Source organism: Flavobacterium piscis (genome assembly GCF_031457575.1).
Taxonomy (GTDB): domain Bacteria; phylum Bacteroidota; class Bacteroidia; order Flavobacteriales; family Flavobacteriaceae; genus Flavobacterium; species Flavobacterium piscis_A.
The window spans coordinates 49,777-73,877 of record NZ_JAVDWQ010000006.1 but is presented as its reverse complement, the minus strand read 5'-3'; the positions used below and the strand labels follow the sequence as shown (position 1 = coordinate 73,877).

Genomic DNA, 24,101 nt, shown 5'->3' with positions numbered 1-24,101 from the left:
TTCATAATATGAAAACTAAAACAATATTAAAAAGTCTGATTTTATTTTTGTTTTGTATAGCAAAAACTAGTGCACAAGAAATTTTGACTATTGAAGATGCTATAAAAATTGCATTAGAAAACAATTTTGAAATTAGAATTGCAAAAAATAATTCTAAAATTAACGAAACCAACGTAACTATTGGTAATGCCGGTATGTTACCAACTGCTACAGCTAGTGTAGTAGACAACAATAGCATTCAAAATTCATCACAAACACGTCAGGACGGAACAGATGTCTCATTAGATAATGCCAAAAACAACAGTCTGAATTATGGTGTAAGCCTCGATTGGACAATCTTTGACGGAATGAGAATGTTTGCCAGATTAGACCAATTAAAAGAGCTTCAGAAATTAGGCGATACCGAGTTAAAAAGGACTATTTTAGTAAAAATTGGGCAGGTTAATTCAGCTTATTATGATCTGGTACAGCAACAACAGCAATTAGCGGCTTTAGACACAACAATTGTTATTTCAAAACAAAGGATAGATCTGGCACAAAATCGTTTTACTATTGGAAAAGCTTCAAAATTAGAAGTTTTGAATGCCCAGGTTGATTTAAATTCAGATCAGGTAGCCTTGTTACGCCAAAAAGAATCTTATATCAATGCAAAAATTTTACTCAATCAATATTTAGCGCGTGATCCAAAAATTGATTTCAGAGTAACTGATCTGGTTACTGTTGATAATAAATTAATTTTTGCTGATTTATTAGATTTGGCACAAAAACAAAATCCTGTTTTAGAGGCACAAATAATCAATAAACGAATAGCCGAATTGCAATTGAAACAAGTAAAAGCAGGCCGTTATCCTACTATACAGCTAAATTCAGGGTACAATTTTACCGAAAGTCAATCAAGTCTGGGTTTTACCAGTCAGGCTTCATCCAGGGGGTTAAATTATGGTTTCAGTGCATCAATGAATATATTCGATGGATTCAATCAGCATCGAAATGAAAAAGTTGCCAAATTAGATATTGAGAACACTAAAATTGCAATTGAACAACAAAATATGATTTTGAATACACAATTAAGTACTGCTTTTCAAACCTATTTAACCAATATTGAGTTAATTGGCCTGGAAGATAATAATGAAGAAATAGCCCGACAAAATCTATCAATAACATTAGATAAATTCCGAATTGGAACAATAACAACATTAGAATTCAGAACAGCTCAATTAAATTATGTAAATGCAAAAGTGCGTAACAGTAATGCTCAATATCAGGCTAAATTATCTGAAATTGCCCTAAAAGAATTAGCAGGGAATATTAGTTTTTAGTTTATTTTTGTTTGAAAATATATTTAAATGACTTCATACAATCCAAAAGACTGGTTTAGCTTTATTTTTCACCTGAGCAAAGCCGATACCTTTAGAAAATTAATTCCTATAATGTTTTTCATTGGATTATATTCTGCCGGAATTGCCTATCTCGAAATTGAATATTGGAAACTTCCAAAAGACAGTCATGTAAAAAACATTTCATTGATGCATGCAATGTTGGGTTTTGTAATCTCATTGTTATTGGCCTACAGAACCAATACTGCTTATGACCGTTGGTGGGAAGGGCGAAGAATGTGGGGAAATTTAGTCAATAACAGCCGTAATTTTGCCATAAAACTTTCTGCCGTTTTAACCGATGAAAAAGATAAGGCTTTTTTTAGAAAAATCATTCCGGTCTATGCATCCATATTAAATAAACATCTAAAAGATGAAGAAACAGGCAAACAACTTTTTGATGATGTTGATTTAGAAATCGATCACCATAAACACAGGCCCAATCAGGTTGCCAAAATAATGTATCAAAAAATACATGATCTTTATTCGATAAAAAAGATTTCCGGAGACCAATTAATAACTTTCAATAACGAACTCACTTCATTTACCGATATTTGTGGAGCCTGTGAACGTATAAAAAATACCCCTATACCCTATTCATATAGTGCTTTTATAAAAAAATTCATTTTTATCTATGTACTCACTTTGCCTTTTGGGTATGTTTTTGCATTAGGTTATTATGTAGTTCCTGTTGTGGTTTTTATATTTTATGTTTTGGCAAGTCTGGAATTGATTGCTGAGGAAATTGAAGACCCGTTTGGAACCGATGCCAACGATCTTCCTACCCAAAAAATAGCGGAAAACATCAAAAAACACGTTGAAGAATTAATTTAGATCAAAAACTTAACCATGGACTGAAAGTCTATAGATTTGGTTGGCAGACTGAAAGTGTGCAAGGTTGTAACACTATTTATATAGTCACGAATTACACGAATTAGCACTAATTAATTTGTCAAGGTTTGTGTAATTTGTGACTAATATTTTTTTAGAAGCTAAAGCAAATACTCTAAAGTACATAGTTTTAAACTATATCTGAGTCCAATAAAATTACCGCCGATTTTACAATATATAAGTGCATGATTATTTTATTTTTTATAAATTGTTTTGCACAGAATATTACGGGATAAAAAATAAAAAATTGTTTCCAACTCCCGCAATCAATCCTTATATTTACACCCTTATTCAAGAATAATATATAACATGAAAATATCATACAACTGGTTAAAACAATTCATAAAAACTGATTGGACATCAGAGCAAACATCCGAAATATTAACAAATTTAGGATTAGAAGTTGAAGTTGTCGAAAAATACCAATCGGTCAAAGGTGGCTTGGAAGGAGTTGTTATAGGACACGTTCTTACTTGCGAGAAACATCCGGATGCAGACAGATTAAAAGTGACAACTGTAGATGTTGGTTTAGAAGCACCTGTTCAAATTGTATGCGGTGCTGCTAATGTAGAAGCTGGACAAAAAGTTCCCGTTGCAACAATTGGAACTGTTTTATATGATAAAGATGGCGAAGCTTTTACTATAAAAAAAGGAAAAATAAGAGGACAGGATAGCCATGGGATGATTTGTGCCGAAGATGAATTAGGTTTAGGAACAGGTCATGATGGAATTATGATTTTAGATGATACTCTTATTCCCGGAACGCTAGCTTCAGAAGTTTTTAAAGTAGTGAATGATGAAGTTTTTGAAATTGGTTTAACACCCAATCGCGCTGATGCCATGAGCCATTATGGAACAGCCCGTGATTTAAGGGCCGGCATGCTTCAACATGGTGTAAATATAGAATTAATTACACCATCTGTCAGCAATTTCAGAGTAGACATGCGTACCTTGAAAATTGATGTGAATGTTGAAGAACCACTTTTAGCACCAAGATATTGCGGGGTAACCATTTCCGGAATTACTGTTGAGGAATCCCCAAGTTGGCTGCGGGATCGTCTAAGAGCAATCGGGTTGACCCCAAAAAACAATATTGTTGACGTTACTAATTATGTTTTACATGAATTAGGGCAACCTCTTCATGCTTTTGACGCAGCAAAAATTAATGGAAAAATAATCGTAAAAACACTTCCTGAAGGTACAAAATTTACCACTTTAGATGATATTGAAAGATCATTACACCAGGAAGATTTAATGATTTGTGATGAAAAGGGCCCACTTTGTATTGCGGGTGTTTTTGGAGGAAAAAAATCAGGAGTGTCTGAAGGAACTACGGCTATATTCTTAGAAAGCGCATATTTTGATGCTGTCAGTGTTCGTAAAACAGCAAAAAGACATCAATTAAATACTGACGCTTCTTTTAGATTTGAAAGAGGAATTGACCCAACAATAACAGAATATGCTTTGAAACGTGCAGCTCTTCTGATTCAGGAGGTTGCAGGCGGAAAAATCACATCAGATATTGTAGAAGTATATCCTAAAAAAGTAGAAGATTTCTCTGTTTTCTTAAATTTTAGTAATGTATCAAAAATTATCGGACAGGAAATCCCAAAAGATACTATCAAAAAAATATTAGTTTCTTTAGATATCAAAGTAAACAGCGTTTCTGATTCAGGTCTGGGTTTAACAATTCCGGCTTACAGAGTTGATGTACAAAGGGAAATTGATGTTATCGAGGAAATATTAAGGGTATATGGATACAACAATATTAACTTTTCAACAAAATTAAATGCCACTGTTGCAAATTCTCCAAGAACAGAGGATTATAAAGTACAAAATGCTATTGCATCGCAATTGAACTCGCAAGGATTTAATGAAATGATGGCGAATTCTTTAACAACAGCTGCATATGCTAAACTATCATCTGTTTTAAAAGAGGAGCACAATGTTACAATGCTAAATCCGTTAAGCAATGATTTATCAACAATGCGACAATCGTTGTTGTTTTCCGGATTAGAAGCCATTTCATACAATATCAACAGAAGAAATTCGGATTTGAAATTGTTTGAATTTGGAAAATCATATCATAAATATTTAAACGGATATGAAGAACACAAACACCTGACTTTATTAATATCCGGAAACAGAAACAAAGAAAGCTGGACAAATACACAAAAATCAACAGACTTCTTTTTATTAAAAGGATATGTTGCCGGTATTTTGAATCGTTTAGGAATTGATAAAATTTTGAACGCCCCTGTTCCGTCAGATATTTTCTCAGAAGGGATTGCAGTGGTCTACAACAATGATGTTTTAGTAGAAATGGGTATTATTAAGAAATCAATTTTAAAACATTTCGGAATCAAACAGGATGTGTTTTTTGCAGACTTCAATTGGGATTTGATTTTAAAGATAATCACAGGAAAAATTAAATATACTGATATACCTAAATATCCTGAAGTACGCAGGGATTTAGCTTTGCTAATTGACCAAAATACTACTTATGAAAGTATCTATAATTTGGCAAAACAAACAGAAAAATCACTTTTGAAAGATATCAATTTATTTGATGTATATGAAGGAGACAAACTTCCGGAAGGTAAAAAATCATACGCTTTGAGTTTTACAATTCAGGACAATACAAAAACGCTTACAGATATTCAGATTGATAAAATCATGACGAAACTGCAACAAACTTTTGAAACTGAACTTGGAGCAAGTTTAAGATAAAAAAAATACCAGCTGATCGGGAGGGCACTGAAAAAGTATTTTTCAAAAATATATTTTTAATTAAAGGAATAGAAGCTAAAAGTTTTCTGCTCCTTTTTTTGTATCTTTTCAGTGTAATTATAAGGTTTTTTAGATGTTAATTCAACAGCAACAAATTCAGTTTAGTCCCTATTCTTCATTATATGATTTAATCGTTCCAAAGGATAATCTGCTAAGAAAAATCAACGAACTCATAGATTTTTCATTCATCTACGATGAGTTGCTAAATAAGTACTGTGCCAATAATGGTCGCACAGCAGAAAGCCCTGTACGTATGTTTAAGTATTTGCTTTTAAAAACAATCTATAATGTTTCTGATGTTGATGTAGTAGAGCGTTCGCGTTTTGATATGTCTTTTAAGTATTTCTTAGAAATGACACCAGAGGAGAGTGTTATTAATCCAAGTTCATTGACGAAATTCCGTAAACTTCGCCTCAAGGATACAGACTTATTAAATCTACTCATTGGCAAAACAGTATCTATAGCCGTTGAAAAGGGAATCATCAGATCCATGTCTATTATAGTTGATGCCACACATACTTTCTCGAGATCCAATCCATTTTCAGCAATTGATGTATTAAGAGAGCGCTCTAAACTTCTACGAAGAGCAGTATATTTATTTGATGACCAATTCAAGGAACATATGCCAAAGAAGAACGATACCAATGAATTAGAAAAAGAACTAGCCTATTGTAAAGAACTTGAGCAGCGTATAGAAAAAGAAGAATCTTTGAGTTCTATTCCTGCTGTAAAAGAAAAGCTAAACCTGTTAAAAGAAACTATAGAAGATACTCAGGAAAATTTTACTTTATCAAAAGATACAGATGCAAAAACAGGTCATAAATCCGCAGATAGCTCTTTCTTTGGATACAAGACTCATTTAGCTATGACTGAAGAGCGCATCATCACAGCAGCTGTAGTAACCTCAGGAGAAAAAGGAGATGGACCAGAATTGCCTAAACTTTTGGAGATTAGTCAGCAAAACGGAATTGATGTGGATACCATTATTGGTGATGGAGCTTATACAGGATCAGAAAATCTCAAGCGAACAAGTGAGCTAGAGATTAAAGTGGTAGCTAAACTGAATTCTACAATAGCACAAGGGGCTAGAAAAGACGAAGATAAATTCGATTATAATAAAGATGCCGATAGATTTGTTTGTCCTGCAGGGCACATGGCAATACGAAAATCAAAACAGGGCAAAAAAAATGTCGGAACAAATCAAGTAGAGACCCATTATTTTGACATCGAAAAATGCAAGTCTTGTCCGTTAAAAGAAGGATGTTACAAAGAAGGATCAAAGACAAAAACATATTCGGTATCGATAAAATCAGAATTACACCAAGAACAAATTGCTTTTCAAGAAACCGACTACTATAAAGAAAAGGCCAAACACCGATACAAAATAGAGGCTAAAAACAGTGAATTAAAAAATGTACATGGTTACGATAGAGCTTTATCGTATGGTATCACTAATATGCAAATGCAAGGAGCAATGGCTATTTTTACGGTTAACTTAAAAAGAATACTGAAATTAATATAAGAAATCACAAGCTAAATGCGCATTATCCAAAATATGCCATATAAGCCAAAAAATAGACGCATAGAGCTTCAAATAAAATATATGTATAAAACGAAAACGCTTATAACGGATCTTTTAAAATCCTGTTATAAGCGTTTTTTTATTGTCTAAAAAATAAACCTGATCAAAATAAGGGATGTTTTTCAGTGCCCTCCTGATCGGCTGGTATTTTTTTGATTTTTTTATAATATTTAATGTAATACTTGTTTCCTGAAAATCATTTTATATAAATTCACAATTCCCAAAACGACAAATCCAAATACAAGTCCAACTATAAATTCTTTTAGTATTGAAGGGATCTGAGGAAACAGATGATGAATATAATCAATATTATGTACGAATATACCTCCTGACACTAATATCAAAGCTATTGTACCAATAACAGTTAAACTTTTAATTACTTTTGGTAATGCCTGCACCAGAATATTTCCTATTGTTTTTGAAATACTGCGTTCTCTGCTGCTAAATTTAATAAGCTTAAGTCCAAATTCGTCCATTCTTACAATGAGGGCTACAAGTCCATAAACGCCCACCGTAGCAATTATTGCAATTATCGATACCACGAGAATTTGCGATAAAAGAGGCTTTTCTAATACAGTCCCTAATGCAATAATTACGATCTCTATTGATAAAATAAAGTCTGTTACAATCGCTGATTTTATTTTTTCCTTCTCAAGAGCTAAAATTTCCTCTTCTGAAAAAGTCTGGGTAATAATCTCAATTTCTTCATGTTTATGTGGAAAAAAATATTCAAATATTTTTTCTGCTCCTTCGTAGGCTAAAAATAGCCCTCCTAAAATTAGAATTATAATAATTGCTAAGGGGAAAAAAGCACTTAATAAAAATGCTATAGGTAAAATGATTAATTTATTAAGGAATGAACCTTTTGTAATTGCCCATAAGACAGGCAACTCTCTTGAAGAAATAAATCCTGAGGCTTTTTCTGCATTAACTGCCAAATCATCTCCCAGAATACCAGCAGTTTTTTTAGCTGCAACCTTACTCATTACTGCAACATCATCCATTATTGCTGCGATATCGTCTAATAATACGAAAAAACCTGATGCCATTATAGTTTTATTTATTTTTAAGAACTACATAATTAATTGGTACAGAGCAATTATTAAAATGTGGTTTTAATTATTTTTTCAGGCACTAATCTACTACTTTTTTGTAATATCTTTTATAAAATTATTTAACTGCATTGACCTAAAAGCACCCAAATAATGATAAAAACCAAAATAGTACCAAAACATCCTCCACCTATTTTTTTTGCACCGTAACCTGCTAATAATCCTCTAAAAATGTTATTCATAATATTTTGCTTTAATGTTATTTGTTTTTGTTATTGTTATTTTTCAGTTGGTAAATTTGAGAACTTAATTAGATATTGTTTTTATATTACTTTAAAAAAAAGTTTCAGGATTCACAGATTCATTTAAATAGCAACACCAGCCTGTTTGAGACTGGTGTTGCTGTGCTAAATTAAAAAAAAAATTATTCTGTCACTGGAGTCTGATTTCTAAAAACCAATTTCCCATCAAAGGCATCTATCAAAATAATACTGTCTGTAATAATGTTACCTGCCAAAATTTCTTTTGACAATTGGTTCAGCACTTCTCTCTGAATGACACGTTTTACTGGTCTTGCACCAAATTGAGGATCAAAACCTTTATCTGAAAGATATTTTATACCCTCCAGAGTAGCATCCATTGTGATACCTTGTAAAGCCAGCATTTTTGTAACGCTCTTAAGCTGCAAACTCACAATTCTAGAAATATTATCTACCGTTAAAGGTGTAAACATTACTATTTCGTCAATACGATTGATAAATTCCGGGCGAACTGTTTGCTTTAATAATCCTAAAACCTCGACCTTCGCAGCTTCGGTTGCGGCTTCAACCCCACCTTTTAAATTCTCAAATTTCTCTTGTATAATCTGGCTTCCCATATTAGATGTCATGATGATAATGGTATTCTTAAAATCAGCCAGACGTCCTTTATTATCTGTTAGTCGGCCTTCATCAAGAACTTGTAATAAAATATTGAAAGTATCCGGATGTGCTTTTTCGATCTCATCTAACAAAATTACAGAATAGGGTTTTCTACGAACAGCTTCGGTCAATTGACCACCTTCATCATAACCAACATATCCCGGAGGTGCACCAACTAAGCGGCTCACGCTATGACGTTCCTGATATTCACTCATATCGATACGCGTCATGGCATTTTCATCATCAAAAAGATATTCGGCCAAAGCTTTTGCCAGCTCCGTTTTACCAACCCCGGTTGTTCCTAAAAATAAGAAGGTTCCAACTGGCTTTTTCATATCTTGTAAACCTGCACGACTTCTACGAACAGCATCGCTGACAGCTTCAATCGCTTCTTCCTGGCCCACAACACGTTTATGCAATTCGTCTTCAAGATGTAATAATTTTTCTCTCTCTGTCTGAAGCATTTTCATTACCGGAATTCCGGTCCATTTTGCAACGACTTCAGCAATATCTTCACGTGTTACCTCTTCTTTTATTAGAGAATTACCTGATTGATATTCTTGTAATTGTTTTAATAAAGCATCAAGGCGTTCCTGTGCTTCTTTGATTTTTCCGTAGCGAATTTCAGCTACTTTTCCGTAATCGCCGTCGCGTTCTGCACGTTCTGCTTCGTGTTTAAAATCTTCTATTTCTAATTTTACAGCCTGAACCCCATCTACAACGTCTTTTTCCGACTTCCATTTCGTATAAATTACGTTTCTGTCTTCTTTCAGATTCGCCAAATCCATTCGTAAGATTTTAAGCTTACTCTCTTCTTTTTCACGTTTAATCGCTTCAATTTCGATTTCTAACTGCATGATCTTACGATCTAAAACATCTAATTCTTCCGGTTTCGAGTTGATCTCCATTCGCAATTTAGAAGCTGCTTCATCCATTAAATCAATCGCTTTATCCGGTAAAAAACGATTTGTAATATAACGTTGAGAAAGTTCTACAGCCGCAATAATCGCCTCATCTTTGATTTGAACTTTATGATGTGTTTCGTATTTTTCCTTGATTCCACGTAAAATAGAAATCGCGCTTTCCGTATCCGGTTCATCAATTAAAATCTTTTGAAAACGACGTTCCAGGGCTTTGTCTTTTTCAAAATATTTTTGATATTCATCTAATGTTGTTGCTCCAATCGCCCTTAACTCTCCACGAGCTAAAGCCGGTTTTAAAATGTTGGCCGCATCCATGGCGCCTTCGCCTCCACCCGCTCCCACAAGCGTATGAATTTCATCAATAAATAAAACGATATCACCTTCGGCTGCCGTAACTTCTTTTACGACTGATTTTAAACGCTCTTCGAACTCGCCTTTGTATTTTGCACCCGCAATCAGCGCTCCCATATCTAATGAGAAAACGATTTTATCTTTCAGGTTCTCCGGAACGTCCCCATCTACAATTCGATGTGCTAAACCTTCAGCAATAGCAGTTTTACCAACTCCGGGTTCACCTACTAACATGGGATTGTTTTTAGTTCTGCGGGTAAGGATTTGCAATACACGACGAATTTCTTCGTCACGCCCTATAACAGGATCCAACTTTCCTGTACGCGCTAATTCGTTTAAGTTTTTAGCGTATTTATTTAGTGAATTATAATTTTCTTCTGCAGAAGCCGAAGTTACTCTTTCGCCTTTTCGAAGTTCCTCAATTGTGGCTTTCAACGCTTTTCCGGTAACACCCTGATCTTTTAAAATTTGGGCAACTTTACTTTTTGAATCAAAGATCGCCAAAATTAAATGTTCGACAGAAACATATTCGTCGCTCATTTTTTGTGCAATAATTTCAGCCTCATTCAACGCTTTATTAGCATCTCTCGAAAGTACGATATCTCCTCCTGAAACTTTTGGAAAACTTTGAATGGTGGAATCTAAAATTTGTAAAAATAACGGCACATTTACATTGAGTTTTTTCAAAATGAATGGTGCAACATTTTCATCAACCTCAAAAATAGCTTTAAAAATGTGTTCATTTTCTATTTGTTGTTGTCCATGTCGTTGTGCCAATTGCTGTGAGAGCTGAATAGCTTCCTGTGATTTTGTTGTGAATTTATTTATGTTCATTTTTATTATGATTTAGGGTTCTATATTTATTCAATAGCATTACAAATAAAATTTATTACATTATTTTTTTAACTCAAATAATATAACTTTGCTGAAAATATTCAAATTATATTCCATAGCAAAAATAAAGACAAAATGGCATTAAAACTATGATTTATATCATTTTTTAATGTCAAAAAGTCACAAAACGAGACAAATTATGAGTTTTTTAAATTCAATCTTCGGAAATACAGAGAATACAGATTCTCCAAAAAGCAATATAAACTGGACAGAATTAACAGAGATACTCCAATTGCAGGAAATTGAAGCAATATCAAATGAAAAACCGGTTGTTATTTTCAAACACAGCACGAGATGCAGTATTAGCCGAATGGCATTGAAACAATTTGAGCGTGAATTTGATTTAAATGATACTGTTCACTCCTATTTTTTAGATTTAATTGCACATCGTGATATTTCGAATGAAATTGCTCAAAGATTTAATGTGTATCATGAATCTCCGCAATTGATTTTAATCCAAAACGGAAAAGCTGTTTACGATGTTTCACACAGCGATATTGATGCGGCAGCTTTAAAGGGTAAGCTTTAATTTATATAAAAAAACTCTTTTGAAATCCACTATTGTGATTTTAAAAGAGCTTTTTAATTTATTTGACTTCATAGATAAAAGACTCTGAAGGTAAAATTTTAATTCCTGCTATTCCTTTGCCTTTTTCTATTTTCAATAAAGTAGTATTCTGTAAATATAACTGGTCTTTAAGCTGATATTCTCCGTCTTTTAAATCCCATTTTGAAATAATCTCTGGTGGAATTTCTATATTAAATTCACTTATTTTATCAGAAGAAAAATTAACCACAACGATTAGTTTTTGATTTTCTGACCAACGGGTAAATGAATAAATAAGGTCGTCATAACCAGTTGTATTTTGACGATTTATGGTTTGAATTTCCTCAAATTTCCCCATCAATGCAGAACTTTTAATTGAGAAATTTAAAAGCCTTTTATAAAAATTACGCAATTCTTTTTCTGATTGGGAAAGTTGTCCTCCATCAAATTTTCCTTCATTCATCCAACGCTGGTGATTGGGAACTCCAATATAATCAAAAATAGAAGTTCTGGAACGGGTTCCAAAGCCTGCATTTTCATTTCCGGCCTCACCCACTTCCTGACCAAAATAAACCATGGTTGGAGATGTACTGATCGTAGTAGAAACAACCATTAAAGGCTTTCCTCGTTCTGGCGTTCCGGCAAATTCAGGACTTGCCAACCGTTGCTCATCATGATTATCCAAAAAGTGAAGCATATGATGCTCAATATCAGCCATTCCTTTTTGAATATCTGAAAGTCCGTCCGGAGATGATTTTCCCTGAATAATATCTTTTAACTTATCATAAGTTTCTACTTTATCATACAAATAATCCATTTTCCCTAAATGAATATAATTACGATATTCTTTCGGATTATAAACCTCTGCCAATAAAAAAGCATTCGGATCTTGAACTTTGACAGCAGAATTCATATAACTCCAAAATTCGTACGGAACCATCTCGGCCATATCATACCTAAAACCATCAACTCCCTTATCTGTCCAGTATAAAGCAATCGATTTAAATTTTTTCCAGGAATCAGGTACGTCTTTATCCTTCCAAAAAGCAAAATGTTCCTGATAGGGCTTTTGATCAAACCCAACAGGAAGTTCAGGAAAATCTTTTGAACCATCTGGCCGAATTCCGTAATTTACTTTTACAGTTTCATACCAGTCATTTTGATCCGGTTTTGCTTTACGGGACCCGTTTCCTGTCCATTTTGCAGGATTTTCATCAAATACACCATCAATGAGCGGATTCTTTTCTCCATTTAATGGAAAATCACCATAAGGAATTTCAAAACGGGTATTTGGAATATAATAAAAATTATTATTACGATCATATTCAATATTCACATTGTCATCGCTGCCAAAATCTTTTACGCCTTCAGGATTATTTTTTCCCTCGTATTTTCTTGCAATATGATTCGGAACAATATCAATTATTACTTTTAAACCTGCTTTATGTGTACGGGCGATTAAAGTTTCAAATTCCTGCAGTCTGTTTGCCGGATTAACTGCTAAATCAGGATTTACATTATAATAATCTTTTACTGCGTAAGGAGATCCTGCACGGCCTTTTACTACTTCCGGATCATCATTTAAAATTCCATAAGCTGTATAATCCCTAACTAATGCATGATGCGGAACTCCGGTGTACCAAATATGAGTTGCACCTAAATCTTTTATTTCATGCAGTGCTTTATCTGTAAAATCATTAAATTTTCCTACTCCATTTTCTTCAATACTACCCCATGGCTTGTTGGTTGTATTTTTATTTCCAAACAATCGTGTAAAAACCTGATAGACAACAATTTTGTTATTGTTTGAATATTCTAAAGCTGCATTCTTATTTATATCTTTTGTTTTACAGGAAGTTACCAGAATCATTAGCAAAATCACGAAAACAAACTTTTTTATGTTGCTCATACTATTATTTTTTAGCCAATTTTGTAATATCTTAAATAGATACAAAATCAGAATCATTTTTTAAAATTAGGTTAAATTTTAAAAATTAAAAGTTTTGTCGAAAGATTTACTTCTAAGTTTGCTTTTTTAAAAGAACTACAACGAAGGAGTTTGCTTTTTTGTTGATAAATTCAAATCTGTCAATACTTAATTTTAGCATTAAATAAATCTTAATATCAGTAAAGGTTGTAACTTTTTTATAAATTTGACAAAAATTAAAAATAAATTGAAGAAATCACTCTTTTTCATATCCTGTTGTTTGTTTTTATTAAATGCTCAAGTCATTTTTGCACAGGCACCTAAAAAAATTATTGTTGAAAATTCTGATTTTGTAGACATCAACGAAACGGTAGCACCAGGCGCAACATTGCTTACCGGAAATGTTAAAGTAAACCATGATGGTGTCGTATTAACCTGTAACAAGGCCTACTTTTTTCAGAAAGAAAACTATCTTAAAGCTTTTGGAAATGTTCAATTGGTGCAAGGTGACACTTTATTTTTAAACAGCAGATATGCTGAATACAATGGAAATGTCAAAAAAGCTTTTGCCACCGGAGATGCTGTTATGAGCTCTCCTGATGCTACCCTGGCTACCGATACTATTAATTTTGACCGAAATGTGCAGGAAGTGTTTTACAATACAAAAGGTACTATAGTTAATAAAGACAACACTTTGGTAAGCAACTCAGGAAGGTATTATGTCGCTCAAAAAAAATTCCAGTTTTTAACTGCAGTTACGATCACCAATCCAAAATATGTCATAAAATCAAATCATCTGGATTATTACAGTAATTCAGGTCACTCCTATTTATTTGGGCCATCCACAATTACAAGTAAAGCCAATTACATTTATACGGAAAAAGGATTTTATGATACCAAAAAGAATCTGGCTCATTTTCTAAGAAAATCCTATATAAAATATGATGACCGGCTTATAGAAGGAGATAGTTTATATTACAACCGAAATACCGAATTTGCCTCCGCTACCCGAAACGTAAAAATTACTGATTCCGTCAATCGTGGCGTTGTAAAGGGACATTATGCAGAAGTATTCAAACTGAAAGACTCCATGTATGTAACTAAAAGGGCTGTTGCTGTGAACTTTGTAGACAATGATTCGGTTTATATTCATGGCAAAAAATTGATGGTCACGGGTAAAGAAGGTGATCGCGTTATCAGGGCCTTCCACAATGTACGCTTTTTTAAAACCGATATGAGTGGAAAATGCGATTCACTTCATTCCAATACAAAAATTGCACTAACTAAATTAATAGGAAATCCGATACTATGGAATGGCGACAGCCAAATTACAGGAGACCTTATGCATTTAATTGGTGACAATACAACCAGAAAAATAGATTCCCTAAAAGTACTCAATAACACTTTTCTCGTCTCACGGGATACACTTGGCACCGGTTTCAATCAGGTCAAGGGAATCAATTTATTTGGAAAATTCAAAGAAGGAAAATTACACGATGTTGACGTGATAAAAAATACTGAAGTTATTTATTACATGAGGAATGATGCCAACGAACTTATTGGAATCAATAAAAATGTAAGCAGTAAAATCAATATGATTTTAGAAAACAATGCAGTTGAAACCATTACTTTTTTCAATAATGTCGATGGCGATATCTATCCCGAAATTGATCTGCCCGAAAATGCGCGTAAGCTTAAAGGGCTGGTCTGGCGTGGTGATGAACGAATAAAATCAAAAGATGATATTTTTTCTGCAGAAGATAATGAACTAAATGACAAATTAGTCAAACAAGGAAAAGAAGAAAAAGCTAAAGAAAATGTCCCTATGAAAGTACGGAAAGAAACATTGAATTACGACAAAAAGAATCCTAAAGCTAAAAAATAAGTTTTCAGTCGCAGTCGCAGTTTTCAGTTAACTTAAAACTTTTTAAACAAACAACAAGTGAATCCGGATTTTATAAAATATCAGGCACAAACATCTCCATACCCACTCGGAATGGAAGTTTCGCATGCCATCGGCTCTTACATTTACGATACCAGCAATAAAAAATATTTAGATTTTGTTGCAGGAGTTTCAGCCTGTACGCTTGGACATCAGCATCCAAGAGTGAATCAGGCTATAAAAGATCAATTAGACAAATATTCACACGTAATGGTGTATGGCGAATATTCACAAAGTCCAGCCGTTCAATATTGCAAATTATTAGCTTCTCTCCTGCCCGAATCCTTAAACAAAACCTATTTAGTTAATTCCGGTACAGAAGCAATTGAAGGCGCCTTGAAATTAGCCAAACGAACAACAGGACGTAGTCAGCTTATTTCGTGTCATAATGCCTATCACGGAAACACAATGGGATCCATGAGCGTAATGGGCTTTGAAGAGAGAAAACAGGCCTTCCGGCCATTGCTTCCTGATGTAGATTTTATTACTTTTAATAATGAAAGTGATTTGCAAAAAATAACCACCAGAACTGCCGCAATTTTACTGGAAACTATTCAGGGTGGCGCAGGGTTTATTCAGCCACAGGATAATTTTCTGCAAAAAGTACGCAAGCGTTGTGACCAGGTTGGTGCCATGATGATTGTAGATGAAATTCAGCCAGGATTCGGCAGAACGGGAAAACTTTTTGGTTTTCAAAATTATGATGTTATTCCGGATATTGTCGTTATGGGAAAAGGAATGGGAGGCGGAATGCCGGTTGGTGCTTTTACCGCTTCTGCAGTAAAAATGGATCTTTTAACTGAAAATCCAAAACTGGGTCACATCACCACTTTCGGCGGGCATCCTGTCATTGCGTCAGCCTGTCTGGCTACTTTGAAAGAAATAACTGAGACAAATTTAATGCAGGAAGCACTGGAAAAAGAAAAGCTCTTTAGGTCACTTTTGGTACACCCTTTGATAAAGGAAGTTAGAGGAAAAGGATTAATGCTTGCCGCCATGACTGAAGCAGCAGAAATAACGAATCAGGTTATTTTAAACTGTCAGGAAAAAGGCCTCATTTTATTCTGGCTATTGTTTGAAGGATGCGCCATAAGGATAACACCACCATTAACCATTTCTGAAGAAGAAATAAAAGAAGGATGCTCCATAATTTTAAGTGTAATGAATGAAATTATGAATAAAAAATAATAAGTTGAATTAGAATTAGGGGCTATTTCCTGTTATTCGCTTTATCTTTTTATATTTTTAAAGAAAAAAAGGGATATCGCTTCAAACGAAGTTCTCTGAACCCTATTAAAACAAAAAACACAGTGAAGTAATCAGGGCCAGGCATTCAGATTAAAATAAAATTTAGAATAATAATCAAATTAATCTTTATAGATTTTAAAGATTAAACTTAAAACAGGATATAAATTCTGTCCATATTGTTAATTAAATTGTTCAAAACAATTAATTTCCTTTCCTCTCACAAGAATATGGTTGCCTAAATTTATAACAGGCTAATTTCAAAAACACAAAGTATGCAATTAAGCAACGAAGAAGAAGATTATAACCTATCCTTATCCAAATTTGAGTCGATGTTAAAAACTAACAAAGTACTCTTTTTTGATTCTGAAGAATTTGAAGAAATTATTCTTCATTATTTAGACATAGGCAAGGCTAATTTAGCAAAAAAGGCCTTAAAACTTGCATTAGACCAACACCCAAAATCTACAGGCTTAAAATTAGTACAAGTAGAAATGCTGGTTTATGACGACAAACTCGAGATTGCTGAAAAGCTTTTAAATGAGTTGTATGCAATCGAACCGAACAACGAGGAAATTTACATTCAAAAAGCCAATATCTGCTCTAAAAGAGACCAACACGAAAAAGCGGTAGAAATGTTAAAAATTGCTTTGCAATATACTGACGATTTCGCTGATGTGTATAATCTTATCGGAATGGAATATCTTTTTATGGATAACCTTGAGATGGCAAAAGAAAGTTTCATCAAATGTCTTGAAGAAGATTTAGAAGATCAATCTGCATTATATAATGTAGTGTATTGTTTTGAGTTTTTAGATCAAAATCAGGAAGCCATAGTATATCTTAATGATTATATCAATAAAAACCCATATAGTGAAATCGCCTGGCATCAACTTGGACGATTACATTATGGTGTAAAAGAATATGAAAACGCAATTCGGGCGTTTGATTATGCAACACTTATTGACGATGAGTTTTTAGGTGCCTTCATGGAAAAAGCGAAAGCAAATGAACGTCTTAAAAAATACAATGAGGCGATCGAAAGCTATAACAGAACTATCGAATTAGATGATGCTACATCGTACGCACTATTGCGAATAGGAAAATGTTATGAAAAATTAGGTAATACTGTTTTGGCGTTAAAGTATTATAACCAAACCGTTCATGAAGATCCACTTCTTGATAAAGGCTGGATTGCCATAACAGATTTCTATGTTCGTCAGAAAAATTTTCAAAAAGCTTTGTTTTTTGTTAACAAAGCATTAGCAATCGACAATCAAAATCGTTTGTACTGGAAACGGTATGCGACTATAAACAAACAAATGAACTTTTTTGAAGAAGCTGAATTTGGATATAGAAAAGCTGTCGAATTTGGAGATTATGCATTGGATACCTGGTTGTTTTGGGTTGATATCCTTCAATTTTTAGGAGAATTTGATAGCGCAATTCAAACTTTACTGCAGGCCTCTGAATATTTTCCGGAAGAGAACGAAATCGAATATCGTTTGGCAGGCTTGTATTTTATGTTACAGGATAATACAAAAGCAAAATTTCATTTAAGCAACGGATTACGCTTAAATTTTGATAATTACATCTTGATTGAAGATTTATTTCCCGTTGTCTGGGCAAAAAAAATGGTGAAAAATTATATTGAAAAACATAGAAAACAATAATGATTGATATTTTAAAAAGACGTTTTGGTTTATTAGGACGCAATATTAGTTATTCCTTTTCAAAAGGGTATTTTACTGAAAAATTTAGTGATGAAGTCTTTGCAGGTAACAGCTACGAAAATTTCGATATTTCAGAAATAAATTATTTTACTGAATTAGTTAAAAACAATCCTGATTTAAAAGGTTTAAATGTTACGATTCCGTATAAAGAGCAAGTAATTCCTTTTTTAGATAAACTTTCAAAAAAAGCAGCTTTAATTGGTGCTGTAAATACAATTAAATTTACCAAAAACGGAAAATTAAAAGGATATAACACTGATTATTATGGTTTCAAAAAATCACTAAAGCCATTATTGCTGCCCCATCACAAAAAAGCGCTTATTTTGGGTACAGGAGGAGCATCAAAGGGCGTTGCTTTTGCCTTAGACGAACTTAATATTCCTTATACCTTCGTATCAAGAGAAGCTAAAGAAAATATTATTGATTACGATCTTATCAATGCCACGACTTTTGATAATTTTCAGATCATAATAAATTGTACACCTGTCGGCACAAGTCCCAATACTGAAGCATCACCCAATTTACCGTATGCTTTTTTTACTGATAAACATATCGCTTACGATTTGATTTATAATCCGGCTGAAACTCAATTTCTAAAAAAAGCCAGAGAAAACGGGGCTATAATTAAAAATGGCTATGATATGCTAATTTTTCAGGCTGAAAAAGCGTGGGAAATCTGGAATAAATAAATTTTTATTTACTCAATTAGGATTGAAGACTGCACTAAAAGTGTGGTCTTTTTATTTTATAAGGAACTATAAACATTGTAATGTGTTGCAAATAGATCTTGATGTTTTAAATAAAATTTATTAAATTTAAATTACTTTTTATATGCAAACAGTAAGATTTTTAAAACAAAACAAGTATAAATAAATGAATTATTTTGTATTTAGAAACTCCTTTACTATCTTTCGCTATATTTAAAATATGAACCTTATACATTTAAAAATGTTAGAAGAAAAGAATGATAACCTGCCAGATGCAGATGGAAAATTAGAAATCGATGTGAATGATGCTACGCAAATTGATTCAATACCTGAAACTGCAACTTCAGTTTCGGATTCAGAAACAAATAGTGAAAATGAGATTGCAATAACTGGAAATAGTATTGAAAACAGTCATCAAATTGCTCTAGATGATATTGCCAATTCAAACGCAGAAGAAAGTGAAGATGAAATGATAAAACAGCGTACAGATATACCGCTGCAGGATTATCATACATTTGCTTTGGATGCTCTTGTTGACGAATTAAAGAAACTAGTTAATACAGATAATGTAATGTCTGTAAAAGATCATATTGAGGAAATTAAAAAATCATTTTTATTGCAATACAGCCATCTTCTTGAAGAGAAAAAAGAAGAATTTAATGCTTCAAACCAGGATCCCAATGAAGAATTTCAATATCATTCTCCCCTCAAATCTAAATTTGATGAGTATTACAATATATTCAGGGAAAAAAGGAATGATCATTTTAAACATTTGCAAACCAATTTAAAATCAAATTTAGAAAATCGGCTGGCCATAGTTGAAGAACTGAAAGAACTTATAAATCCACAGGAAAATATTAAAGACACACTTAAACATTTTAATGATTTAAGAGAACGATGGAAAAATGCAGGGCCAATTCCTAAAGATAAATACAACCACGTCTGGAACAATTATCACTTTCATGTAGAGAATTTTTATGATTATTTACACTTAGATCGTGAAGCCAGGGACTTAGATTTTAAATATAATTTAGAACAAAAACAAAAAATAATTATTCGGGTTGAAGAATTAGTTAATGAAACTGATATCAGTAAAGCATTTCGTGAATTACAGGATTTACACAGAATCTGGAAAGAAGATATCGGACCTGTATCTAAAGAACACCGCGATGCAATCTGGAATAAATTCAGTGAACTGACTAAAAAAATTCATGACAAACGAGAACTTTTATTTGAAAGTCAGAGAGAAAATGAACAACAAAACCTGGAGGCCAAAAAGGAAATTATTGCTAAAATTGAAGTTTTAGGTACTGAAAAAGTAAATTCTCATTCACAATGGCTGGTACAAATACAAAAAGTAGAAGCGCTTAGAAACGAGTTTTTTGCAGCTGGAAAAGTACCATCCGAAGTAAACGAAGATACTTGGGCCGCATTTAAAAATGCTGTTAGAAACTTCAATTCTTTTAAAAATTCTTTCTACAAAGACATTAAAAAAGACCAAAACGACAATTTAAATAAAAAAATGGCTCTTGTTGCCAAAGCAAAAGAATTACAGGAAAGTACTGATTTTGCTACCACCACTCCAATCATGAAACAAATTCAGGAAGAATGGAAACAAATTGGACATGTCCCAAAAAAATATTCAGATAAAATCTGGAAAGAGTTTAAAGATGCCTGTAATCATTATTTCAACAAATTAAAAGAACATAAGTCTGAAGAAAATGTAGATGAGGTGGCCTCTTTTGATAATAAAAAAGCATATTTGGATACATTAAGAAGTTATGAGCTTACCGGAGATCATAAAACAGATTTAGATGCTATTAAATTGCATATCGAAACATGGAAAGGATTCGGAAAAGTACCTTTTACCAGAAGGCACATAGAAGGAAAATTCAATAAAATTTTAGATGCTCTTTTTGATAAATTAAGTTTGAGTAAAAAAGAAACCGAAATGATGCGTTTTTCTAACCGAATTGACTCATTATCAGAAAGTAATGATATCAGAAAACTTGACAATGAAAAGATTTTCTTGATGCGCAAGATTGATGAGGTACAAAACGAAATTTTTCAATTAGAGAATAATATCCAGTTTTTTACCAACACTAAAAATGCAAAAAAAGAAAATTCAATTGTTCTTGAAGTCCGTAAAAACATTGCTATTCATAAAGAAAGCCTCGCCGTTTGGAAAGATAAACTGAAACAATTAAGAAACCTGAATCAGGAATAAGTTCCAATTTAATACTAACCATAAGGGTGTAATGAAAAATTTCATTACACCCTTTTTACTTACAATTAATAAAGCTATAAAAAGATACTGCAAAATATTGATTATATTTGATATTATATACAATTAAAAATCAACCAATTTTATTATTAATTATAAATACATTATAAAATGAAATTTACAAGAAAAGCAAAAGCTAACTGGCAGGGAACTGGCATGGAAGGCAAAGGAACTATTAGTACACAAAGTACAACATTGGATAATGCGCAGTTATCATTTAAAACAAGATTTGCAGACGGTGTAGGAACCAATCCTGAAGAACTTATTGCTGCAGCTCATTCTGGTTGTTTTACAATGCAATTAAGTTTTTTATTAAATGAAGAAGGCTTTGTTGCCGATGACTTATCAACAGAAGCCTCCGTAAATTTTGAAGATGGTTCTGTCGTTTTAATCCATTTGGATTTAAAAGGAAAAGTTCCATCCATTACTGCTGAAAAATTTACTGAAATTGCTACAAAGGCAAAAGAAATCTGTCCAATTTCAAAACTATTAAATACAGAAATTACATTATCTGTTAACCTGATTTAAAATTGTCTTTAGAATAATTTCACTGGAAACAATACATAAAAAAAGCTCCAATTAGGAGCTTTTTTAATATTATTCAGATACAGCCTTACTTTTAACAACTAATCTAAAACCTTCACCGTGGATGTTTAAAATTTCAACATCTTCATCGGATTTTAGATATTTTCTCAACTTTGCGATATAAACATCCATACTTCTGGAAGTAAAGTAATTGTCATCTCTCCAAATTTTAGTTAAAGCCAATTCTCTTGGCATTAAATCATTTTCATGCAAAATAAGCATTTTTAATAACTCATTTTCTTTTGGAGACAATTTTATAGGCTCATCATTTTCAAAGGTTAAAAACCTAAGTTTAGAATTTAAGTGAAACTTACCTATATTAAACTCAAATTGTACTTGTTCTGCTTTTGTATCAGCAGATTTTCTTTGAATTATTGCTTTTATTTTCATTAATAAAACTTCTGAATCAAAAGGTTTATTAAGATAATCATCAGCACCAGCTTTGTACCCTTTTAACACATCCTCTTTCATAGACTTTGCTGTTAAAAAAATAATTGGCACTTCGCTATTTTTTTCTCTAATCTCTTTTGCTAAAGTATAACCATCTTTATAAGGCATCATTACATCAAGGATACAAAGATCATATACATCTTTCTTGAATTTCTCAAAGCCTTCCATACCGTTCTTTGCTAAAGTAACATCAAAGTCGTTTAGCATTAAATAATCTTTAAGAACTGCACCAAAATTAAGGTCATCTTCTACTAAAAGGATTCTTTTATTGATATTTTCCATATTTTAATTTATTAGTGGTATTTTTATTATGAAGGTACTACCTTTTCCCTTTTCACTTTCTACATAAACCTGACCATTATGATCTTCTACAATTCTTTTTACATAAGCAAGTCCTAAACCATGACCTTTAACATTATGCAAATCTCCTGTATGCTCTCTATAAAATTTTTCAAAAACTCTCTTTTGAGCTATTTTACTCATTCCTAATCCGTTGTCTTTTATTTTTATCAGAATCATATCTTTAATATTTTCTGTAAAAATCTCTATTTCAGGCACATCCGGAGAATATTTAATGGCATTTTCCAGTATATTGACCAAAACATTTGTAAAGTGCACTTCATTAATAAGACAAGTTGTCCTTGCCGCATCTAAATGTTTTACAACTGTACCATGTTTATCTTCTAATATTAAATTTACATGCTCTATAGCATCTTCAATTACATCATGAATAACAGTTGGCTCTTTAGTAATGTCAAGTTCTTTTTTTTCTAATTTAGAAATCCTAAGTACATTTTCAACCTGGGCATGCATACGTTTGTTTTCGTCCCGAATCATTTGGAGATATCGAAAAACTTTTTCTTTATCTTCTATAATCTTAGGATTTTTAATAGCATCCAGAGCTAAATTTATTGTAGCAATTGGAGTTTTAAATTCATGCGTCATGTTATTGATGAAATCTGTTTTAATTTCAGAAATCTGCTTTTGACGTATCAATTGGTTCAATGCACTTGTGTAAGCTATTATGATAATAAGCGTAAAAATTATCGATAATATAGTAATACTTACTAGTTGAGATAATAAAAACTTCTTTTTTTGAGGAAAAGTCACTAATAATTCATATTTGCTATTTCCTTCATTATCTGCAAAAATCGGAATAGAATAAGTTGCATCTTTGTCGTAATGAAACCCATCCGATTTAATTTTTGTTGCAATTCCACTACTATAAATTCCAAACTCAAATTTGGTTTTAACTTCATGTTCAACAAGTTCCTTTTTCAATAAATTTTTTAATTTCTCTTTTGAAATTCTTTCATCTATAGGTAATATAGCTGCGTAGTCTTTATATGAAATTTGTAGTTGAGCTTTATTTAAAATATCTAAATTTCCATCTTTTTCAATTTTTATATCCGGAATTGTGCTTTGATTTAGAGCTGTATTATCAATACCATTGTTGTTATTATAAACTTCAGTTAACCTTCTGGAACTAAAGCTTTTGAATCTGTCTGAGCTAAATTTTTTATTAAATAAAGAACCACTAATATCAAAATTTTCAGAAGTGATACTATTTTTATATACAATTGTTTTATTTGTTTTAGTGTTTCTCTGAACAAATAAAATTTCTAATAAATCTTCTTTCTGAGGAATTTTGCCTGTACTATCCTTTATATGATTAATCCTGTCATAAAAACTATACTCTTCCTGTTGCTCTAACTTATCCGAAACATTACTAATTACCTGACTTACATGATATTTAAACTGTTCATCATTATTCTCAAATGAAGAATTGAACCAATATACCTGAACCAGAATTATCCCAATTAAGGATAAGCTCATCAATAAAACAAGTATTCTAAAAAATAATTTATTCATCGAGACAAAATTAATATTTTAACAATATAC

General features: G+C 32.4%; 16 protein-coding genes. 11 read left to right on the top strand and 5 right to left on the bottom strand.

The features are described 5' to 3' along the window. Window positions 1–8: 8 nt before the first annotated feature. From J2W48_RS10410 to J2W48_RS10395, 4 genes are all read left to right on the top strand, one after another. On the top strand, window positions 9–1,319 hold the full coding sequence (locus tag J2W48_RS10410; RefSeq protein ID WP_310281005.1) for a TolC family protein: 1,311 nt from the start codon (window positions 9–11) through the stop codon (window positions 1,317–1,319). A 27-nt stretch (window positions 1,320–1,346) separates the two neighbouring features. Next, window positions 1,347–2,210 carry a bestrophin family protein gene (locus tag J2W48_RS10405; RefSeq protein ID WP_310281003.1) on the top strand — a complete coding sequence of 288 codons (864 nt, stop codon included), beginning with the start codon at window positions 1,347–1,349 and terminating at the stop codon, window positions 2,208–2,210. Window positions 2,211–2,576: 366 nt separating this feature from the next. Continuing rightward, window positions 2,577–4,997: a phenylalanine--tRNA ligase subunit beta gene (pheT, locus tag J2W48_RS10400; RefSeq protein WP_310281000.1), complete on the top strand. Its 2,421-nt coding sequence runs from the start codon at window positions 2,577–2,579 to the stop codon at window positions 4,995–4,997. A gap of 133 nt (window positions 4,998–5,130) precedes the next feature. After that, window positions 5,131–6,579 carry an IS1182 family transposase gene (locus J2W48_RS10395; RefSeq protein WP_310280998.1) on the top strand — a complete coding sequence of 483 codons (1,449 nt, stop codon included), beginning with the start codon at window positions 5,131–5,133 and terminating at the stop codon, window positions 6,577–6,579. Window positions 6,580–6,809: 230 nt separating this feature from the next. Here the strand turns inward: J2W48_RS10395 and J2W48_RS10390 are convergent, their stop codons facing one another. Further along, window positions 6,810–7,688 carry a DUF808 domain-containing protein gene (locus J2W48_RS10390; RefSeq protein ID WP_310280997.1) on the bottom strand — a complete coding sequence of 293 codons (879 nt, stop codon included), beginning with the start codon at window positions 7,686–7,688 and terminating at the stop codon, window positions 6,810–6,812. A 427-nt stretch (window positions 7,689–8,115) separates the two neighbouring features. Continuing rightward, a complete protein-coding gene (gene clpB, locus J2W48_RS10385; RefSeq protein WP_310280995.1) occupies window positions 8,116–10,719 on the bottom strand; it encodes an ATP-dependent chaperone ClpB in 2,604 nt (867 codons plus the stop codon). Between the two features lie 199 nt (window positions 10,720–10,918). On the opposite strand from clpB, the gene ytxJ reads away from it, so the two are divergent. Then, a complete protein-coding gene (gene ytxJ, locus J2W48_RS10380; RefSeq protein WP_310280993.1) occupies window positions 10,919–11,308 on the top strand; it encodes a bacillithiol system redox-active protein YtxJ in 390 nt (129 codons plus the stop codon). Window positions 11,309–11,366: 58 nt separating this feature from the next. Here the strand turns inward: ytxJ and J2W48_RS10375 are convergent, their stop codons facing one another. Beyond that, a complete protein-coding gene (locus J2W48_RS10375) occupies window positions 11,367–13,235 on the bottom strand; it encodes an alpha-amylase family protein (protein WP_310280990.1) in 1,869 nt (622 codons plus the stop codon). A 265-nt stretch (window positions 13,236–13,500) separates the two neighbouring features. Here J2W48_RS10375 and J2W48_RS10370 point away from each other — a divergent pair, with 265 nt between their 5' ends. From J2W48_RS10370 to J2W48_RS10345, 6 genes are all read left to right on the top strand, one after another. Then, window positions 13,501–15,138 (top strand): OstA-like protein, encoded by a 1,638-nt coding sequence (locus J2W48_RS10370; protein WP_310280988.1) that lies wholly within the window; start codon window positions 13,501–13,503, stop codon window positions 15,136–15,138. Window positions 15,139–15,195: 57 nt separating this feature from the next. Further along, entirely contained in the window at window positions 15,196–16,383 is a 1,188-nt protein-coding gene (locus J2W48_RS10365) for an aspartate aminotransferase family protein (protein ID WP_310280986.1), read from the top strand. Between the two features lie 332 nt (window positions 16,384–16,715). Beyond that, the gene (locus J2W48_RS10360) at window positions 16,716–18,113 is read left to right on the top strand and encodes a tetratricopeptide repeat protein (protein ID WP_310280985.1); all 1,398 of its coding nucleotides are present in this window, start codon (window positions 16,716–16,718) and stop codon (window positions 18,111–18,113) included. Then, window positions 18,113–18,862 (top strand): shikimate dehydrogenase family protein, encoded by a 750-nt coding sequence (locus J2W48_RS10355; protein ID WP_310280983.1) that lies wholly within the window; start codon window positions 18,113–18,115, stop codon window positions 18,860–18,862. Before J2W48_RS10360 ends, J2W48_RS10355 begins: the two co-directional genes overlap by 1 nt. A 259-nt stretch (window positions 18,863–19,121) precedes the next feature. Continuing rightward, window positions 19,122–21,107 carry a DUF349 domain-containing protein gene (locus tag J2W48_RS10350; protein ID WP_310281340.1) on the top strand — a complete coding sequence of 662 codons (1,986 nt, stop codon included), beginning with the start codon at window positions 19,122–19,124 and terminating at the stop codon, window positions 21,105–21,107. Window positions 21,108–21,275: 168 nt separating this feature from the next. Continuing rightward, a complete protein-coding gene (locus tag J2W48_RS10345; protein WP_310280981.1) occupies window positions 21,276–21,692 on the top strand; it encodes an OsmC family protein in 417 nt (138 codons plus the stop codon). 69 nt (window positions 21,693–21,761) lie between these two features. On the opposite strand, the gene J2W48_RS10340 is transcribed toward J2W48_RS10345, so the two are convergent. Further along, window positions 21,762–22,481, bottom strand: coding sequence for a response regulator transcription factor (locus tag J2W48_RS10340; RefSeq protein ID WP_310280980.1), 720 nt, complete (start codon window positions 22,479–22,481; stop codon window positions 21,762–21,764). Window positions 22,482–22,484: 3 nt separating this feature from the next. Then, entirely contained in the window at window positions 22,485–24,071 is a 1,587-nt protein-coding gene (locus J2W48_RS10335; RefSeq protein WP_310280978.1) for a sensor histidine kinase, read from the bottom strand. Window positions 24,072–24,101 lie beyond the last annotated feature (30 nt).

Coding starts and splice junctions, on each gene's coding strand:
- J2W48_RS10410 (WP_310281005.1), top strand. CDS start 9: ATGAAAACTAAAACAATATTAAAAAGTCTGATTTTATTTTTGTTTTGT.
- J2W48_RS10405 (WP_310281003.1), top strand. CDS start 1,347: ATGACTTCATACAATCCAAAAGACTGGTTTAGCTTTATTTTTCACCTG.
- pheT (WP_310281000.1), top strand. CDS start 2,577: ATGAAAATATCATACAACTGGTTAAAACAATTCATAAAAACTGATTGG.
- J2W48_RS10395 (WP_310280998.1), top strand. CDS start 5,131: ATGTTAATTCAACAGCAACAAATTCAGTTTAGTCCCTATTCTTCATTA.
- J2W48_RS10390 (WP_310280997.1), bottom strand. CDS start 7,688: ATGGCATCAGGTTTTTTCGTATTATTAGACGATATCGCAGCAATAATG.
- clpB (WP_310280995.1), bottom strand. CDS start 10,719: ATGAACATAAATAAATTCACAACAAAATCACAGGAAGCTATTCAGCTC.
- ytxJ (WP_310280993.1), top strand. CDS start 10,919: ATGAGTTTTTTAAATTCAATCTTCGGAAATACAGAGAATACAGATTCT.
- J2W48_RS10375 (WP_310280990.1), bottom strand. CDS start 13,235: ATGAGCAACATAAAAAAGTTTGTTTTCGTGATTTTGCTAATGATTCTG.
- J2W48_RS10360 (WP_310280985.1), top strand. CDS start 16,716: ATGCAATTAAGCAACGAAGAAGAAGATTATAACCTATCCTTATCCAAA.
- J2W48_RS10355 (WP_310280983.1), top strand. CDS start 18,113: ATGATTGATATTTTAAAAAGACGTTTTGGTTTATTAGGACGCAATATT.
- J2W48_RS10350 (WP_310281340.1), top strand. CDS start 19,122: ATGTTAGAAGAAAAGAATGATAACCTGCCAGATGCAGATGGAAAATTA.
- J2W48_RS10345 (WP_310280981.1), top strand. CDS start 21,276: ATGAAATTTACAAGAAAAGCAAAAGCTAACTGGCAGGGAACTGGCATG.
- J2W48_RS10340 (WP_310280980.1), bottom strand. CDS start 22,481: ATGGAAAATATCAATAAAAGAATCCTTTTAGTAGAAGATGACCTTAAT.
- J2W48_RS10335 (WP_310280978.1), bottom strand. CDS start 24,071: ATGAATAAATTATTTTTTAGAATACTTGTTTTATTGATGAGCTTATCC.